We start from the raw sequence: 16,032 nt of genomic DNA on the forward strand, positions 1-16,032 counted from the left end.
GCCTCAGGGGCACCAATAGATTTCCAGGGGGGAATGCAGGAACGCGCGGATCGGCATCGCCGCGACGTTCTCTCCGGCCAGGGCCAGGCGCAGGGTTTCCAGCTTCGCCTCGCCCTGGATCGCCAGCAGCGGCAGGCGCGCCGAAGCCAGCACCGGCAGGGTCAGGGTCAGGCGTTCGTGGGGTTCGACCGGGGCCTGCATCGGCAGGCAGCGGCGATGGCCGTCCGCCTCCAGCGCATCGCTCAGGCGCGGGCTGGCGGGGAACAGCGAGGCGGTGTGGCCATCGTCGCCCATGCCCAGCACCAGCACGTCGATCGGCTGGTGCAGCTCGGCCAGCGCGCGGTCGGCGAGCAACGCCGCGTCCTCGAGGGTCGGCGCCGGGTGATAGAGGCCAAGGAAGCTCGCCGCGGCGGCCGGGCCCTGCAGCAGGTGCCGGCGCACCAGGCCTTCGTTGCTGGCGGCGTGTTCGACGGATACCCAGCGCTCGTCGGCCAGGCCGATCTGGATATTCGCCCAGTCCAGCGGCTCACGGGAGAGCCGCTCGAAGAAGGCGATCGGGCTGCGCCCGCCCGACACCACCAGGCTGGCCTTGCCATAGGTTTCCAGCGCCGAACGCAGCGCGCCGGACACCGCCTGGGCCAGCGCGTCGGCCTGGCGTTCGGCGTCGGTGCAACTGTGCGCCATCAGCCCGACCGGCAGTTCCAGTTCATAGATCGCCATACCAGGACCTCCCGTCGCGGGTTATCAGTGCAATCGAGGCGGCCGGTCCCCAGGAGCCCGCCGAGTAGCGCTTCGGCGTTTCGCCCAGGGCGTTCCAGCCGGCCATCAGCCGGTCGCACCAGAGCCAGGCCGCCTCCACCTCGTCCTTGCGCACGAACAGCGACTGATTGCCCTGCATGACCTCCAGGAGCAGGCGCTCGTACGCATCGGGGACGCGGGCGTTCTTGTAGGCATCGGAGAAATTCAGCTGCAACGGGCCGCTGCGCAGGTGCATGCCCAGCCCTGGTTCCTTGGTCATCACCTGCAGCGAGATGCCCTCATCCGGTTGCAGGCGCAGGATCAGCCGGTTGCTGACCTGCGAGCGCTGCTCCGGGGCGAAGATGTAGAACGGCGGCTCTTTGAAGTGAATGACGATCTGCGACATCTTCTGCGCCATTCGCTTGCCGGTTCGCAGGTAGAACGGCACGCCGGACCAGCGCCAGTTGCGGATGTCCGCGCGCAGGGCGACGAAGGTCTCGGTGTTGCTCTCGACATTGGCGCCCTCCTCGTCCAGGTAGCCGGGCACCGTCTTGCCGTTGATGTTGCCGGCGCTGTACTGGCCGCGCACCAGATGACGGCTCAGCTCGTCGACGCTGAACGGCGCCAGGGCCTTGAGTACCTTGACCTTCTCGTCGCGGATGCTGTCGGCGGAGAGGTCCGCCGGCGGGTCCATGGCGATCAGGCAGAGCAGTTGCAGCAGGTGGTTCTGGATCATGTCGCGCAGCTGGCCAGCCTGGTCGAAGTAGCCCCAGCGGCCCTCGATGCCGACCGTTTCGGCCACGGTGATCTCGACGTGGGAGATGTGGTTGTGGTCCCACTGGGTCTCGAACAGGCTGTTGGCGAAGCGCAGGGCGATGAGGTTCTGCACCGTCTCCTTGCCCAGGTAGTGATCGATCCGGTAGATGCTGGTTTCCGGGAAATACCGGGCCACCGCATCGTTGACCAGCCGCGAGGACGCCAGGTCGTGGCCGATGGGTTTTTCCAGCACCACGCGGGTGCGCTCGGCGAGGCCGTGGGCGGCGAGGTTCTCGCAGATCGCGCCGTACACCGAGGCCGGCGTGGCGAAATAGGCCACCACGGGCTGCCGGGTGCTGGCCCGGGCGCCGAGCGCGGCGTAGTCGTCGGTTTTCTTGAAGTCCATCGTCAAGTAGCTCATGCGCGCCATGAAGCGGCGCATGCAGTCTTCCTCGATGCCCGACTCGCCCACGTAGCGGCGCAGCGTCTGCTCGATGAAATCCAGGTGTTCCTGCGGATCGCGCGGCTCGCGGGCCAGGGCGAAGATCACCGTGTCCTCATGCAGCAGGCCGGCGTGATCCAGGTGATAAAGCGCGGGGAAGAGCTTGCGCAGGGCAAGGTCGCCGAGCGCACCGAACAATGCGAACGTGCAGGGAGTGACGTTGATTCCGGGCATGGGTCGATTCTTCAGTCAGCGAAACGGTTGGAAAATGCCACACGGCCAATGCACAGAGCGGACCGTCCGCCGGCGATTTCCACGGTTAACGGCAGGATAGGCCAGCCAGCCGCCTTTGCGCCAAGCGAGAAACCCGCCACGAGCAAGGAATTCATGCCGGCCTCAGACATCGTCGGCGAGCCCGCTGATCATCGGCGACTCACCCGCGAGGCTGCGCTGCAGGGCCAGTCCGGCGCCCAGCAGGCCCGGCTGTTCGGCGGTAACCAGCCACACCGGGATGTGCATCAGGTAGCCGCTCATCTCGCCCTTTGCCTGGAAGGCGGCGAGAAATCCGCTGGCGACGAGGAAGTCGGCGAAGCGCGGCAGCATGCCTCCGGCCAAGTAGACACCACCGCGCGCGCCGAGGGTCAGCGCCGCATTACCGGCGACGCGCCCCAGCCAGGTGCAGAACTGCTCCAGCACGGCGATCGCCTGGGCGTCGCCCTCCAGCGCCGCCCGGGTCACCTCGGCGGCGCTGTCGAAGCGCAGGGTCTTGCCGTCCAGCGCGCAACTGGCGCGGTACAGGCTGACCAGCCCGGAGCCACTGAGCAGGTTTTCCGCGCTGACGTGGCCGTGCTGGCGGTGCAGATAACTCCACAGGTCGGCCTCGCGCTCGCTGCCGATCGGCAGGTCGACATGCCCGCCCTCGCCCGCGAGCGCATGCCAGCCGCCGCGCGTGTCCGGCAGCAGCGTGCCGACGCCTAGGCCGGTGCCGGGCCCGAGCACCAGCCGCGGACAGTCCGCCACCACCACGCCGGGGCGCACATCGAGCAATTCGTCCTTGCGCAGGCAGGTGACGCCCAGCGCCATGGCGCTGAAGTCGTTGATCAGCAGCAGGTCGCTCAGCCCGAGGTCGCGGCAGAACGCGGTGCGGCTGATCACCCAGTGGTTGTTGGTGAAACGGAACTCGTCGCCGCTGACCGGCCCGGCGCAGGCCAGGCAGACGCGGTCCAGCTCGTCGGCGTGCCGGCCGAGGGTATCCAGGTAGCTGCGGATGGCCTGTTCCGGGCCGGCGAACGCGGCGGTGGAGAGCACCCGCACATGATCGAGTCGCCCGTCGCGCCACAGCGCTAGCCGGGCATTGGTGCCGCCGATGTCGCCGACCAGCGACACACTCACCGGAGCGCTTCCAGTTCGGCGGTGAAGGCGCTGGCGCCCTGTTCCGCCGGGCTGAAGGCGGCGCGCATGAAGCCGAACAGCTCGCGACCGCAGCCGACGCCGGTATCCGCCGGCTGCTCGGCGCGCTCACGGGCTTCCAGCTCGGCGGCATCGACGCGCACCAGCAGCTCGCCGCGCGTTCCGTCGACCCGGATCACGTCACCGTTGAGCACGTAGGCCAGCGGCCCGCCGTCCTTCGCCTCGGGGCAGACGTGGATCGCCGCCGGCACCTTGCCCGACGCGCCGGACATGCGCCCGTCGGTGACCAGCGCCACCTTGAAGCCGCGATCCTGCAGCACGCCGAGGAACGGCGTGAGCTTGTGCAACTCGGGCATGCCGTTGGCCTTCGGCCCCTGGAAACGCACCACGGCGACGAAATCGCGCTCCAGCTCGCCGGCCTTGAAGGCGGCGGCCAGTTCCAGCTGATCGGCGAACACCAGCGCCGGCGCCTCGATCACCTGATGTTCGGGCGCCACCGCTGAGACCTTCATCACCCCGCGGCCGAGGTTGCCTTCCATCAGGCGCAGGCCGCCTTCGGCATCGAAGGGGCGTTCGACCGGGCGCAGGATGTTCTCGTCCAGGCTCTGCTGTGGGCCCTCGCGCCAGGAAAGGCGCTCGCCGTCGAGGAAGGGTTCCTGCAGGTAACGGCGCAGACCGTGGCCGACTACGGTGTTGACGTCCTCGTGCAGCAGGCCGGCATCGAGCAGGCTGCGGACGATGAAATTGACCCCGCCGGCGGCGTGGAAGTGGTTCACGTCGGCCTTGCCGTTGGGATAGACGTGGGCCAGCGTCGGCACCACCTCGGACAGCTCGGCCATGTCCTGCCAGGTCAGCAGGATGCCGGCGGCGCGGGCGAAGGCCGGGATGTGCAGGGTGTGGTTGGTCGAGCCGCCGGTGGCGTTCAGCGCGACCACCGAGTTGACGATGGACTTCTCGTCGACGATCTCGCACAGCGGCATGAACTGTCCGCCCTGGCGGGTCATCCGGGTGACCTGGCGCGCCGCCTCGCGGGTCAGCTCGTCGCGCAGCGGCGTGTACGGGTTGACGAACGAGGAACCGGGCAGTTGCAGGCCCATCACCTCCATCACCACCTGGTTGGTGTTGGCGGTGCCGTAGAAGGTGCAGGTGCCGGGGCTGTGGTAGGACTTCATCTCCGATTCCAGCAGCTGCTCGCGGGTCGCCTTGCCTTCGGCGAACAGCTGGCGGACCTCGGCTTTTTCCTTGTTGGAAATCCCCGACGGCATCGGCCCACCCGGCACGAAGACGAACGGCAGGTAGCCGAAGCGCAGCGCGCCGATCATCAGCCCCGGAATGATCTTGTCGCAGATGCCCAGGCACAGCGCCGCGTCGAACATGTTGTGCGACAGCGCCACCGCGGTGGACATGGCGATCACCTCGCGGCTGGCCAGGCTCAGCTCCATCCCCGCCTCGCCCTGGGTGACGCCGTCGCACATCGCCGGCACGCCGCCGGCGAACTGGCCCACCGAGCCGATCTCGCGCAGCGCCTGCTTGATGATCGCCGGGAAGTGCTCGTAGGGCTGATGCGCCGAGAGCATGTCGTTGTAAGCGGAAACGATGGCGACGTTGGCCGCGTTCATCAGGCGCAGGCTCTGCTTGTCATCGCTGCCGCAGCCGGCCACGCCGTGGGCGAAGTTGGCGCACTGCAGCTGGCCGCGCTGCGGGCCCTGACTGGCGGCGGCGCCCATCTGTGCCAGGTAACGCTCGCGGGTGGGACGGCTGCGCTCGATCAGCCGATCGGTTACCGCTTGGACTCGGGGATGCATGTCTGGCTCCTGGCTTATCAACGGTTCCTGCGAACTTATGCCACGCGAGGCCTCTTCGTACAGACCGGGTGTCGTGACGGGATGTTCAATGCGCCGCGACGGGCGTGGAATGGCCGCCGCAGCGGGCGAACCTCGACGGTAGACGCCTCGCCCGCCGGCGCGGGGTCAGCGCTTCTGCTTGCGCCGGCCCGTCGCCGCCAGTGCCAGCAGACGCATCTCGGAGAGCGCCAGCACGCTGCGCTGCTCGGGCTTGTCCAGGCGCTTCCAGGCCTTGATCTCGTCGCGCGTGCGACCGCAACCACGGCAGACGTCGGCGTCGAACTCGCAGACCTTGATGCAGGGATTCTTCATGCACGCGTCCTCGACGGCGACGGCCGGTTTCGCGGCGCGCGGCGTCAGTGCCGGGTATTCGGATCGGCCCCGACGTCATCGACGTCATCGGCCTCTTCGGCGAGCGGCAGATCGTCGAAGTCTGTTTTCAGGCCCTGTTCCAGGGTGTCGAGTTCCGCCAGCAGGCTGCGGAAACTGGTTTCCTCGCGGGCCGGCGCGTCCTCGCCGAGCTCGCTGGCGTCGGCGCGCGCCTGCAGGCCGTCGGGCACCGGCGCGTCTTCCTCATCCACCAGAGGCGCGGGCTCCAGCTCGCGCAGCACGGCCAGCGGCGGCAGTTCGTCGAGGCTCTTCAGGTTGAAATGGTCGAGGAAGCCGCGCGTGGTGGCGAACATCGCCGGCCGACCGGGTACGTCGCGATGGCCGACCACCCTCACCCATTCGCGCTCCAGCAGGGTCTTGACGATCTGGCTGTTGACGGCGACGCCCCGGATGTCCTCGATCTCGCCACGGGTGATGGGCTGGCGATAGGCGATCAGCGCCAGGGTCTCCAGCAGCGCCCGCGAATAGCGCTGCGGGCGCTCTTCCCAGAGCCGCCCGACCCAGGGCGCGAAGCGTTCGCGCACCTGTAGGCGATAGCCGCTAGCGACTTCCTTCAGCTCGAAGGCGCGGCCGCTGCAGGACTTCTCCAGCACCTTGAGCGCGGCCTTGAGCTGCGCGGGCGTGGGCCGCTCGATTTCCTCGAAGAGCTCGCCGAGGCGCTCCAGCGACAGCGGCTTGCCCGAGGCGAGCAGGTAGGCTTCGAGCAGCGAAGCGAGGTCTTTCGGATCGGAGAAGTTCACTGCAGGACCACCTGGGTCGGTTCTTCGCCGCGCAGGCGTACGTGGATGGGCGCGAAAGGCTCGTTCTGCACCAGCTCGACCAGCGATTCCTTGATCAGCTCGAGCACCGCCATGAAGGTCACCACCACGCCGAGACGGCCCTCCTCGGCGCTGAACAGCGCGATGAAGGCCACGAAGCCGCCGCCCTTCAGGCGCTCCAGCACCTCGCTCATGCGCTCGCGGGTGGACAGCGCCTCACGGGTCACCTGGTGGCTCTCGAACATGTCGGCGCGGCGCAGCACCTCGGCCATCGACAGCAGCAGCTCCTCCAGCGAGACCTCGGGCAGCAGCTTGCGCGCCCTGGCCTCCGGGGCGTCCAGGCGCGGCACGCTGATATCGCGCCCCAGGCGCGGCAGGCGGTCGACGTTTTCCGCCGCGGCCTTGAAGCGCTCGTATTCCTGCAGGCGGCGGATCAGCTCGGCGCGCGGATCGTCTTCCTCGTCCTCGGCGATCGCCGAACGCGGCAACAGCATGCGCGACTTGATCTCGGCGAGCATCGCGGCCATCACCAGATATTCCGCGGCCAACTCCAAGCGCACGCTCTTCATCAACTCGACGTAGCCCATGTACTGGCGGGTGATTTCGGCCACGGGAATGTCGAGGATGTCGATGTTCTGCTTGCGGATCAGGTAGAGCAGCAGGTCGAGCGGTCCCTCGAAGGCTTCGAGGAAGACCTCCAGCGCGTCCGGCGGGATGTACAGGTCCTGCGGCAGCTCGGTGACGGCCTCGCCGTAGACCAGCGCCAGGCGAAGCTGCTCGAGCTCCAGTGCGCTGGCCTCGAGCACGGGTTCGTCCTGCATGCTCATCTCCGCCGGGTACGCCTCACTGGCCGTCCATGAACGGCGCGGGGTCGCCGCAACCGACGCGGATCACCTGCGGTTCGCCCTCGGAGAGGTTGACCACGGTGGACACCGCTGTGCCGCCGTAGCCCCCGTCGATGATCAGGTCGACGTGATGCTCCAGGGCCTGGCGCATCTCGTACGGGTCCTCCATCGCCTCGCTCTGCCCGGGCAGGATCAGGCTCACGCTCATCAGCGGCTCGCCGAGTTCCTCGAGCAGCGCCTGGGCGATCGGGTGGCTGGGCACGCGCAGGCCGATGGTGCGCCGCTTGGGATGCAGCAGCATGCGCGGCACCTCGCGGGTGGCGCTGAGGATGAAGGTGTAAGGCCCTGGCGTATGCATCTTCAGCAGGCGGAAGGCGCCGGTATCGACCTTGGCGAACAGGCCGAGCTGCGAGAGATCGCGGCAGACCAGGGTGAAGTTGTGCTTGTCGTCCAGCTGGCGCAGGCGGCGGATGCGCTCCACCGCGTTCTTGTCGCCGATGTGGCAACCCAGCGCGTAGGAGGAGTCGGTCGGATAGACGATCACCCCACCGCCGCGGACGATCTCCACCGCCTGCTTGATCAGGCGCGGCTGCGGATTTTCCGGATGGATCTGGAAGAACTGACTCATGATTGCTCCCTGCTCATTGAGCGACGACATGGGGCGTGCTCGCTGGCGCTTGCTGGAATCGCGCCCACAAGGGCGACAGGTCGTCCGGCAACGGGCGGTACATGCCCAGTTCGGACCAGTCGCCCGGCGCGTGGAAATCGCTGCCGATGCTGGCCATCAGCCCGAACTCGCGGACCAGGATCGCCAGCGAACCGACCTGCTCGGCCGGCTGCATGCCGTTGACCACTTCCAGGCCGTGCCCGCCAGCCTGGACGAAATCGATGATCAGCCGACGCCGCTTGCTGCGCGTCAGGCTGTATTGCATCGGGTGCGCCAGGCTGATCCAGGCGCCGGCCGAGCGCAGCGTCGCCACCGTCTGTTCCAGGGTCGGCCAATGCTGCTTGACGTCGCCGAGCTTGCCGGAGCCAAGCCACTTGCGGAAGGCCTCGGCATGGTCGCGAACGTACTTGCCGCGGGTGAGGAATTCGGCGAAGTGCGGCCGCGCCGGCGCGTTGCCGCTGTCCCCCAGCTCCTGCTGGATCGCCCGCGCGCCCTCGAACACGCCGGGCATGCCCTTGGCCTCGAGGCGCCGGCCGATTTCCTCGGCGCGCAGCCAGCGCCCGGCATGCAGCTCGGCGATGGCCTGCTGCAACTGCGGCGCGTCGGCGGCGAAGGCGTAGCCCAGGACATGGATGGTCGCGCCGCTCCAGGTGCAGGACAGCTCGATGCCGTTGATCAGCTGGATGCCCAGCCCGGCCGCCGCCAGGCGCGCCTCCGGCAGCCCTTCGAGGGTGTCGTGGTCGGTCAGCGCGAGCATGCCGATACCGCGCGCGTGGGCGCGCTCGACCACCACGGAGGGCGCCAGGACGCCATCCGATGCGGTGCTGTGGCAGTGCAGGTCGACCTTCATATTTAAGGCTCTGGGCGAAGTTTCGCCGTCATTGATGTTTGCTATTATGCCGCCACATCCCGCTCTCTGGCTGCGCCCGTGAAACAATTCATCGACTTCATCCCGCTGCTGCTGTTCTTCATCGTCTACAAAATGGAACCCCGCGTAGTCGAACTGGCCGGACACAGCCTCAGCGTCGGTGGAATCTTCAGCGCCACCGCGGTGCTGATCGTCGCCTCGGTCGTGGTCTATGGGACGCTCTTCGCGCTGCAGCGCAAGCTGGAAAAGGGCCAGTGGCTGACCCTGATCGCCTGCCTGGTGTTCGGCAGTCTGACCCTGGCCTTCCACAGCGAAACCTTCCTCAAGTGGAAAGCCCCGGTGGTCAACTGGCTGTTCGCCGTGGCCTTCGCCGGTAGCCACTTCATCGGCGACAAGCCGCTGATCCAGCGCGTCATGGGGCATGCCATGGAGCTGCCGCAGACGATCTGGAACCGCCTGAACGTCGCCTGGGTGGTGTTCTTCCTGTTCTGCGGCTGCGCCAACCTGTTCGTCGCCTTCACCTTCCAGAGCATCTGGGTCGACTTCAAGGTATTCGGCAGCCTCGCCATGACGGTACTTTTCCTGATCGGCCAGGGTCTCTATCTGGCGCGCCACCTGCACGACACCTCCCCTGAAAAAACCAAGGACTGACATGCTCTACGCCATCATCGCCACAGACGTCGCCGACTCCCTGGAAAAACGCCTGGCCGCCCGCCCGGAGCACATCGCCCGCCTGGAGCAGCTGAAAACCGAAGGACGCCTGGTCCTCGCCGGCCCGCACCCGGCCGTCGACAGCAACGATCCAGGCCCGGCCGGTTTCAGCGGCAGCCTGATCGTCGCCGAGTTCGACTCCCTCGAAGCCGCGCTGAGCTGGGCCGAGGCCGATCCGTACCGCGCCGCCGGCGTTTACGGCGGGGTGATCGTCAAGCCGTTCAAACGCGTCCTGCCCTGATCCGCTCCGTCGCCCGCCTGCCTGGAAAAGGAAATCCGATGCGCCCACTCACCTACCTGTTCTTCGCCGCGGCGCTCGTCGCCCTTCCGGTGCACGCCCAGCAGAACGACGAAGCGGCGGCGCGGCTCGATGAGCTGGAACAACGTCTGGCGGTGAGCGAGGCACAGCGCAGCGAGCTGACCGAGCAATTGCAGCGCGCCACGCAACCCGAAGCCGGGCGCCAGATGCAACGGCTGCGCGAGGAAAACCGCCGCCTGCTGCAGGATCTGGAACAGGCCCGCAGCGCCAAGCCCCAGCCGCTGCTCAGCGAGCAGCAGCTGTGGTTCGTCATCGGTGGCGGGGTTGCCCTGATCGCGTTCTTCTTCGGCTCGCTGCTGCGCGGCAACCGCAGCGCGCGTCGGCAATGGACCAACTGAAGCGCCATGAGTGAACTGCTGCTGATCGACGACGACGAGGAACTCTGCGAGTTGCTGGTCAGTTGGCTGAGCCAGGAAGGCTTCCAGGTGCGCGCCTGCCACGACGGCAACAGCGCCCGCGCGGCGCTCGCCCAGCAAGCACCCTCGGCGGTGGTGCTGGATGTGATGCTGCCCGACGGCAGCGGCCTGGAACTGCTGCGCCAGTTGCGTGGCAACCACCCGGACCTGCCGGTACTGATGCTCTCCGCCCGCGGCGAACCGCTGGACCGCATCCTCGGCCTGGAACTGGGCGCCGACGACTACCTGGCCAAGCCCTGCGACCCACGCGAACTCACCGCACGCCTGCGCGCCGTGCTGCGCCGCAGCCAGCCGGTCAGCGGCGGCAGCCACCTGCAACTGGACGACCTGAGCTTCAGTCCGGCGCGTGGCGTGGTCAGCATCGGCGACCACGAGATCAGCCTGACCGTTTCCGAAAGCCGCCTGCTCGAAGCGCTGCTGCGCCAGCCGGGTGAACCGCTGGACAAGCAGGAACTGGCGCAACTGGCCCTCGGCCGCAAGCTGACCCTCTACGACCGCAGCCTGGACATGCACGTCAGCAACCTGCGCAAGAAGATCGGCCCGCACCCCGACGGACGCCCGCGCATTCTCGCGCTGCGCAGCCGCGGCTATTACTACAGCACCTGACTGCGGCGACGATACACAGCGTTTACCAAGCCTTTACCCTCGCCTGACCGCCCTTGACCTTGCCGTCCTTAGACTGGGCACATCGGCAATCGGCCGGTTCAGACAAGGAGAAAACACATGCGCAAGACACTCATCGCTCTCACGCTCGCCGCTGCCCTGCCCGCCACCGCGGTGTTCGCCGCGCCGGAAAAAGGCGGCCCCGACGTACCGCCGCCGCACATGCAGGGCGAACACGGTTGCGGCCCCAAGGACGGACCGCGTGGCGAACACGGGCCGTTCGGCGACCTGGACCTGACCAGGGAACAGCGCCAGCAGGTCGGCAGGCTGATGGGCGATCAGATGGAGAACCGTCGCGAACTCACCCGCAAGTACCTCGACAAGCTTCCGGCCGCCGACAAGAAGGCCATGGAAGACGAACTCGAGGCCGCCCGTGCGAAGAACGACAGCGCGATCCGCGCCCTGCTGACCCCGGAGCAGCAGAAGCGCTTCGACGAGAAGCAGAAAGAGATGGAAGAACGCCGCGCCGAACACGCCGAGTTCGAAGCCTGGAAAGCCGAGAAGGCGGCGAAGGCCAAGAACTGAGCAAAACTGCGTAGCACGCGCCCGTCAGGCTGGACCTGGCGGGCTTTTTTGCCATTGATGATCAAGGAATTGCCGTGCGTTCACTGTTCTGGCGCATCCTCGCCAGCTTCTGGCTGGCCATTGCCCTGGTGGCGGGCCTTTCCCTGTTGCTGGGCCATGCACTGAACCAGGACTCCTGGATTCTCAACCGGCATCCGGGGGTCAAGGATCTCGCCGAACGCTGGACGCAGGTCTACGAAACGGACGGGGAAGAAGCCGCGCAGAGCTTTCTGGAGCGTCATCGCCAGCGCTATCACATCGATGTGCAGGTGCTCGGCGACAACGGCCTGGCCGTCATCAAGGGCACCTTCCCGCCGCGGGCTGCGGCCTTCGAGGCCCGCCAGCACGGCGCCGGCGACCCGCGCGGCGATGATCGCGGCCTGCCCTGGCGGCGTCTGACCACCGACTACACCAGCCCGACCAGCGACGAAACCTACCTGTTCATCTACCGCATCCCGCGCCCCGAGCTGGATGCCTGGCACCGCGACAGCCTGCTCTGGCCGCTCAGCGCACTGGGCATCGCGCTGGTGGTGCTGACCCTGTTCAGCCTGCTGCTGACCCTCTCGATCACCCGTCCGCTGACGCGCCTGCGCGGCGCCGTGCACGACCTCGGGCAGACCGCCTACCAGCAGAACAGCCTCGCGCAACTGGCCGCGCGGCGCGACGAGCTCGGCGTGCTGGCGAGCGACTTCAACCGCATGGGCTCGCGCCTGCAGGGCATGATCGGCAGCCAGCGGCAGTTGCTGCGCGACGTCTCCCACGAGCTGCGCTCGCCGCTGGCGCGCCTGCGCATCGCCCTGGCGCTGGCCGAACGGGCGACGCCGGAGGAGCGCGAGGCGCTGTGGCCGCGGCTGGCCAAGGACTGCGACCGCCTCGAAGCGCTGATCGCCGAGATCCTCGCACTGGCGCGGCTGGATGCCGATCCGGGCCCGGTGCAGCAGGTCGACCTCGCCGCCCTCCTCGAGGGCATCCGCGAGAACGCCAGCGTCGGCAACCCCGAGCAGCGCATCGAGATCGACATCGAGCCGAGCATCGCCCTGTTCGGCTGGCCGGACATGATCGACCGCGCGCTGGACAACCTGCTGCGCAACGCGCTGCGCTTCAACCCGGCCGATCAGCCGATCGAGATTCGCGCAGCGCGCCAGGGCGAGACGCTGCTGATCAGCGTGCGCGATCACGGTCCCGGCGTGGAGGCGCAACACCTGAACCAGTTGGGCGAGCCATTCTTCCGCGCGCCGGGCCAGGCGGCGGCAGGACATGGCCTCGGCCTCGCCATCGCGCGACGCGCCGCCGAGCGCCACGGCGGCACCCTGCAGCTGGCCAACCATCCGCAAGGTGGCTTCGTCGCCAGCCTGGAGTTCCCGCTCAAGCGTTGAGCGGGACCTAGCCCTGCCAGGCGCTCACGAAGTCCGCGGGATCGAGCGCCGGCGGTGTGCGCAGCTCTCCGCTGGGCGTGCCCATATAGAGGAAACCGACGATTTCCTCGTTTTCCGCCAGGCCCAGGCCAGCCTCGACGCGGGCATCGTAGGACAGCTCGCCGCTGCGCCAGACCGCGCCGACGCCCTGCGCGTGGGCGGCCAGCAGCATGCCGTGCGCCGCACAGCCGGCCGCCAGCCGCTGCTCCTGCGCCGGGACCTTCGGATGCGCCTGCACGCAGGCGATCACCACCACCAGCAGCGGCGCGCGCAACGGCATCGCGCGGGCCTTGGCCAGCGCCTTGTCCAGCACCGCCGGCTCGGCGTCCGCCTGTTTCTCGGCGACCGCGCGGGCGAACAGCTCGCCAAGCGCCTCGCGCGCTTCGCCTTCCACGGTGAGGAAACGCCACGGGCGCAGCTGGCCGTGATCCGGCGCGCGCAGGGCCGCACGGAAAATCGCCTCGCGCTGCGCCGCGTCCGGCGCGGGTTCTTCCAGCCGGGTCACCGAAACACGCTTGAGCAGAGCGTCCAGAGCCTCCATCGGCCCACCTCCTGAATACTGAAATGAGCGGCCATTCTAGAGGGCAGCGGCCGGCCGCGGGGAAATGCCTCGCCAGGGCGCGCTCAGAACCGCTCCACAATCGCCCCGCCGGCGCCTCCCGACGGCGGTTTACAGCGCCGGGGGCGCGGGTAGAATGGCGCCCCTTGCCTCCCAGATCCGAGTTGTTTCCATGGCCCTGCCGACCTTGCGCATGATCGGTTTCATTCTCGGCATCTTTCTCGTCACCCTGGCGATCGGCATGGTCGTACCGATGCTCACGCTGCTGGTCTACGACCGTAGCGACGACCTGCATTCGTTCCTCTGGGCCAGCCTGATCACCTTCGCCACCGGCCTGATGCTGGTGTTGCCGGGGCGTCCGGAGAACGTCCAGCTGCGCCCGCGGGACATGTATTTCCTGACCACCTGCAGCTGGCTGACGGTGTGCTGCTTCGCCGCCCTGCCGCTGTTCTTCATCCAGCACATCAGCTACACCGACGCCTTCTTCGAGAGCATGTCCGGCGTCACCGCCACCGGCTCCACGGTGCTCAGCGGGCTGGACAGCATGTCGCCGGGCATCCTGATCTGGCGTTCGCTGCTGCACTGGCTGGGCGGCATCGGCTTCATCGGCATGGCGGTGGCGATCCTCCCGCTGCTGCGCGTCGGCGGCATGCGGCTGTTCCAGACCGAGTCCTCGGACTGGTCGGAGAAGGTCATGCCGCGCTCGCACATGGTCGCCAAGTACATCCTGGTGATCTACCTGGGCTTCACCCTGGTCGGCAGCCTGGCGTTCTGGCTGGCCGGAATGAGCCTGTTCGATGCGGTGAACCACGCCATGTCGGCGATCTCCACCGGCGGCTTCTCGACCTCCGATCTGTCCCTGGCGAAATGGCAGCAACCGGCCGTGCACTGGGTCGCGGTGGTGCTGATGATCCTCGGCAGCCTGCCCTTCACGCTCTACGTGTCGACCCTGCGCGGCAACCGCCGGGCATTGTGGAAAGACCATCAGGTGCGCGGGCTGATCGGCCTGCTGGTGTTCACCTGGATCGGCTTCAGCCTCTGGTACCAGATGCGCTCCGGGCTGGGCTGGATGGACACCTTCCGCATCGTCGCGCTGAACGTCACCTCGGTGGTCACCACCACCGGCTTCGCCCTCGGCGACTACACGCTGTGGGGCAGCTTCTCGATCATGCTGTTCTTCTACCTCGGCTTCATCGGCGGCTGCTCCGGCTCCACCGCCGGCGGGCTGAAGATCTTCCGCTTCCAGGTCGCCTGGGTGCTGCTGCGCGCCAACCTGCAGCAACTGGTGCACCCGCGCGCGGTGATCCGCCAGCAGTACAACGGGCACAACCTGGACGACGAGATCGTCCGTTCGATCATCACCTTCTCGTTCTTCTTCACCATCACCATCGCGGTGATCGCCCTCGGCCTGACCCTCACCGGGCTGGACTGGATCACCGCGCTGACCGGCGCCGCCAGCACCGTCTGCGGCGTGGGGCCGGGAATGGGCCACATCATCGGCCCGGCCGGCAACTTCTCCAGCCTGCCGGACGCGGCGAAATGGATGCTCTCCTTCGGCATGCTGCTCGGCCGCCTGGAGATCATCACCGTGCTGGTGCTGCTGACCCCGGCGTTCTGGCGGCACTGACCGCGCCCGGCCCGATCAGCGGCTGTCCAGCGCGGCGCGGTACTCGCCCGGCGTGCTGCCGAACCAGCGGCGGAAGGCGCGGAAGAAGTTGCTCGGGTCGGCGAAGCCCAGCAGGTAGGCGATTTCCAGCAGGGTCAGATTGGGTTGCGCCAGGTACTGCTCAGCGAGTTCTCGACGGGTGTCGTCGAGCAGTTGCTGGAAGCTGGTGCGTTCGTCCTGCAGGCGCCGCTGCAGGGTGCGCTCGGACAGGTGCAGCGCCTGCGCCACCGTATCGCGACGCGGCTCGCCCTGCGGCAGCAGGCGGCAGAGCACCTGGCGGGCCTGGTGGGCGACCCGGCTGCCGGAGAAACGCGCCAGGTACTCGCCGGCGAAGCGGTCGTGCAACTGCGCCAGCGACTCGTTGGCCGACGGCAGCGGCGCCTCGAGATCGGCGAGTTCGAACAGCAGCCCGTAGTGTTCGGCATCGAACTGCAGCGGCGCCTGGAACACCTGGCGGTAAGGCTCCGGATCGGCCGGCGGCGGGCCCTGCAGCCACACTTGCAAGGGTTTGAGCGGCGTTCCGCTGATCCAGCGGCAGAAGGCCAGGGTGCACGCCAGGGAGGCTTCGGCGCTCTGCCGGGCGGGCGGCAGACGGTCGCCATGGATCGCCAGCGTCAGCGCGCCGCCCTCGGGCAGCATGCGCAGGTTCAGGTCAGCGCCCTCGGCGATGATTCGCTGGTAACGCACCAGACGGGTCAGGCCCTCCCGCAGGGTGCGGCTGGACATCAGCGCGTAACCAACCACGTGCAGCGACGCGGGCCGCACCACGCGGGCCATGTTCAGGCCGATCGCCGGGTTGCCGGACAGCTCCACGGCGCGGTGCCAGAGCCGGGTCATGCCGTCCTGCGGGAAGCGCGCCTCGGCATCGCCCAGCGCGGCGTAGTCCATGCCCAGCTCGAGGAACAGCGCGCGACAGTCGACGCCGCCCATTTCCAGGCCCTGGACGATGCTCTGCGCCCAGCTCGATGAAGTTGTCCGTGGTTCGCTCATGGCGTCTTCTT

The 16,032-nt window shown here is 68.0% G+C and carries 18 protein-coding genes; 7 read left to right on the forward strand and 11 right to left on the reverse strand.

The features are described from left to right. Positions 1 to 3: 3 nt before the first annotated feature. The 9 genes from pgl to B3E91_RS04895 form a co-directional block, all read right to left on the reverse strand. Positions 4 to 720 carry a 6-phosphogluconolactonase gene (pgl, locus tag B3E91_RS04855; RefSeq protein WP_273233826.1) on the reverse strand — a complete coding sequence of 239 codons (717 nt, stop codon included), beginning with the start codon at positions 718 to 720 and terminating at the stop codon, positions 4 to 6. Further along, the gene (zwf, locus tag B3E91_RS04860; protein WP_273233825.1) at positions 707 to 2,170 is read right to left on the reverse strand and encodes a glucose-6-phosphate dehydrogenase; all 1,464 of its coding nucleotides are present in this window, start codon (positions 2,168 to 2,170) and stop codon (positions 707 to 709) included. Before zwf ends, pgl begins: the two co-directional genes overlap by 14 nt. Positions 2,171 to 2,332: 162 nt before the next feature. Further along, a complete protein-coding gene (locus B3E91_RS04865; protein WP_287028575.1) occupies positions 2,333 to 3,328 on the reverse strand; it encodes a glucokinase in 996 nt (331 codons plus the stop codon). Then, a complete protein-coding gene (gene edd, locus B3E91_RS04870) occupies positions 3,325 to 5,151 on the reverse strand; it encodes a phosphogluconate dehydratase (protein WP_287028576.1) in 1,827 nt (608 codons plus the stop codon). Before edd ends, B3E91_RS04865 begins: the two co-directional genes overlap by 4 nt. Positions 5,152 to 5,316: 165 nt before the next feature. Further along, positions 5,317 to 5,502: a DUF1289 domain-containing protein gene (locus B3E91_RS04875; protein ID WP_282341091.1), complete on the reverse strand. Its 186-nt coding sequence runs from the start codon at positions 5,500 to 5,502 to the stop codon at positions 5,317 to 5,319. A 44-nt stretch (positions 5,503 to 5,546) separates the two neighbouring features. Further along, entirely contained in the window at positions 5,547 to 6,320 is a 774-nt protein-coding gene (gene scpB / locus B3E91_RS04880; RefSeq protein ID WP_287028577.1) for an SMC-Scp complex subunit ScpB, read from the reverse strand. After that, positions 6,317 to 7,039, reverse strand: coding sequence for a segregation and condensation protein A (locus B3E91_RS04885; protein WP_287028644.1), 723 nt, complete (start codon positions 7,037 to 7,039; stop codon positions 6,317 to 6,319). The genes scpB and B3E91_RS04885 overlap by 4 nt, the downstream gene beginning before the upstream one ends. 142 nt (positions 7,040 to 7,181) lie before the next feature. After that, positions 7,182 to 7,811, reverse strand: a complete 630-nt coding sequence (locus tag B3E91_RS04890) for an L-threonylcarbamoyladenylate synthase (protein ID WP_090231747.1) — start codon at positions 7,809 to 7,811, stop codon at positions 7,182 to 7,184. Between the two features lie 13 nt (positions 7,812 to 7,824). Next, positions 7,825 to 8,700: a PHP domain-containing protein gene (locus B3E91_RS04895; protein WP_287028578.1), complete on the reverse strand. Its 876-nt coding sequence runs from the start codon at positions 8,698 to 8,700 to the stop codon at positions 7,825 to 7,827. Positions 8,701 to 8,778: 78 nt separating this feature from the next. Here B3E91_RS04895 and B3E91_RS04900 point away from each other — a divergent pair, with 78 nt between their 5' ends. From B3E91_RS04900 to B3E91_RS04925, 6 genes are all read left to right on the forward strand, one after another. Continuing rightward, positions 8,779 to 9,369 (forward strand): septation protein A, encoded by a 591-nt coding sequence (locus B3E91_RS04900; RefSeq protein WP_282341084.1) that lies wholly within the window; start codon positions 8,779 to 8,781, stop codon positions 9,367 to 9,369. A 1-nt stretch (position 9,370) separates the two neighbouring features. After that, positions 9,371 to 9,670, forward strand: coding sequence for a YciI family protein (locus tag B3E91_RS04905; RefSeq protein ID WP_090231750.1), 300 nt, complete (start codon positions 9,371 to 9,373; stop codon positions 9,668 to 9,670). Between the two features lie 38 nt (positions 9,671 to 9,708). Beyond that, positions 9,709 to 10,086 carry a translation initiation factor 2 gene (locus B3E91_RS04910; RefSeq protein ID WP_273233818.1) on the forward strand — a complete coding sequence of 126 codons (378 nt, stop codon included), beginning with the start codon at positions 9,709 to 9,711 and terminating at the stop codon, positions 10,084 to 10,086. 6 nt (positions 10,087 to 10,092) lie between these two features. After that, positions 10,093 to 10,770 (forward strand): response regulator transcription factor, encoded by a 678-nt coding sequence (locus B3E91_RS04915; RefSeq protein WP_287028579.1) that lies wholly within the window; start codon positions 10,093 to 10,095, stop codon positions 10,768 to 10,770. A gap of 117 nt (positions 10,771 to 10,887) precedes the next feature. Then, positions 10,888 to 11,352, forward strand: a complete 465-nt coding sequence (locus B3E91_RS04920; RefSeq protein ID WP_273233816.1) for a Spy/CpxP family protein refolding chaperone — start codon at positions 10,888 to 10,890, stop codon at positions 11,350 to 11,352. 74 nt (positions 11,353 to 11,426) lie between these two features. Continuing rightward, positions 11,427 to 12,767, forward strand: a complete 1,341-nt coding sequence (locus B3E91_RS04925; RefSeq protein WP_287028580.1) for a sensor histidine kinase — start codon at positions 11,427 to 11,429, stop codon at positions 12,765 to 12,767. A gap of 7 nt (positions 12,768 to 12,774) precedes the next feature. On the opposite strand, the gene B3E91_RS04930 is transcribed toward B3E91_RS04925, so the two are convergent. Further along, a complete protein-coding gene (locus B3E91_RS04930; protein WP_273233814.1) occupies positions 12,775 to 13,347 on the reverse strand; it encodes a nitroreductase family protein in 573 nt (190 codons plus the stop codon). A 190-nt stretch (positions 13,348 to 13,537) separates the two neighbouring features. Between B3E91_RS04930 and B3E91_RS04935 the strand changes: the two genes are divergently transcribed. Beyond that, positions 13,538 to 14,992 (forward strand): TrkH family potassium uptake protein, encoded by a 1,455-nt coding sequence (locus B3E91_RS04935; RefSeq protein WP_273233813.1) that lies wholly within the window; start codon positions 13,538 to 13,540, stop codon positions 14,990 to 14,992. Between the two features lie 15 nt (positions 14,993 to 15,007). Here the strand turns inward: B3E91_RS04935 and B3E91_RS04940 are convergent, their stop codons facing one another. Then, a complete protein-coding gene (locus B3E91_RS04940; protein ID WP_090231757.1) occupies positions 15,008 to 16,021 on the reverse strand; it encodes an AraC family transcriptional regulator in 1,014 nt (337 codons plus the stop codon). Between the last annotated feature and the right edge of the window lie 11 nt (positions 16,022 to 16,032).

Source organism: Pseudomonas sp. UBA6310 (assembly GCF_002438225.1).
In the GTDB taxonomy this organism is placed as follows: domain Bacteria; phylum Pseudomonadota; class Gammaproteobacteria; order Pseudomonadales; family Pseudomonadaceae; genus Pseudomonas_O; species Pseudomonas_O kuykendallii.

Excerpts from the sequence above, each read along its gene's own strand:
- zwf (WP_273233825.1), bottom strand. The coding sequence starts at position 2,170 with ATGCCCGGAATCAACGTCACTCCCTGCACGTTCGCATTGTTCGGTGCG.
- B3E91_RS04935 (WP_273233813.1), top strand. The coding sequence starts at position 13,538 with ATGGCCCTGCCGACCTTGCGCATGATCGGTTTCATTCTCGGCATCTTT.
- B3E91_RS04890 (WP_090231747.1), bottom strand. The coding sequence starts at position 7,811 with ATGAGTCAGTTCTTCCAGATCCATCCGGAAAATCCGCAGCCGCGCCTG.
- B3E91_RS04875 (WP_282341091.1), bottom strand. The coding sequence starts at position 5,502 with ATGAAGAATCCCTGCATCAAGGTCTGCGAGTTCGACGCCGACGTCTGC.
- B3E91_RS04920 (WP_273233816.1), top strand. The coding sequence starts at position 10,888 with ATGCGCAAGACACTCATCGCTCTCACGCTCGCCGCTGCCCTGCCCGCC.
- B3E91_RS04905 (WP_090231750.1), top strand. The coding sequence starts at position 9,371 with ATGCTCTACGCCATCATCGCCACAGACGTCGCCGACTCCCTGGAAAAA.
- B3E91_RS04940 (WP_090231757.1), bottom strand. The coding sequence starts at position 16,021 with ATGAGCGAACCACGGACAACTTCATCGAGCTGGGCGCAGAGCATCGTC.
- B3E91_RS04930 (WP_273233814.1), bottom strand. The coding sequence starts at position 13,347 with ATGGAGGCTCTGGACGCTCTGCTCAAGCGTGTTTCGGTGACCCGGCTG.
- B3E91_RS04910 (WP_273233818.1), top strand. The coding sequence starts at position 9,709 with ATGCGCCCACTCACCTACCTGTTCTTCGCCGCGGCGCTCGTCGCCCTT.
- edd (WP_287028576.1), bottom strand. The coding sequence starts at position 5,151 with ATGCATCCCCGAGTCCAAGCGGTAACCGATCGGCTGATCGAGCGCAGC.
- B3E91_RS04895 (WP_287028578.1), bottom strand. The coding sequence starts at position 8,700 with ATGAAGGTCGACCTGCACTGCCACAGCACCGCATCGGATGGCGTCCTG.
- B3E91_RS04915 (WP_287028579.1), top strand. The coding sequence starts at position 10,093 with ATGAGTGAACTGCTGCTGATCGACGACGACGAGGAACTCTGCGAGTTG.
- pgl (WP_273233826.1), bottom strand. The coding sequence starts at position 720 with ATGGCGATCTATGAACTGGAACTGCCGGTCGGGCTGATGGCGCACAGT.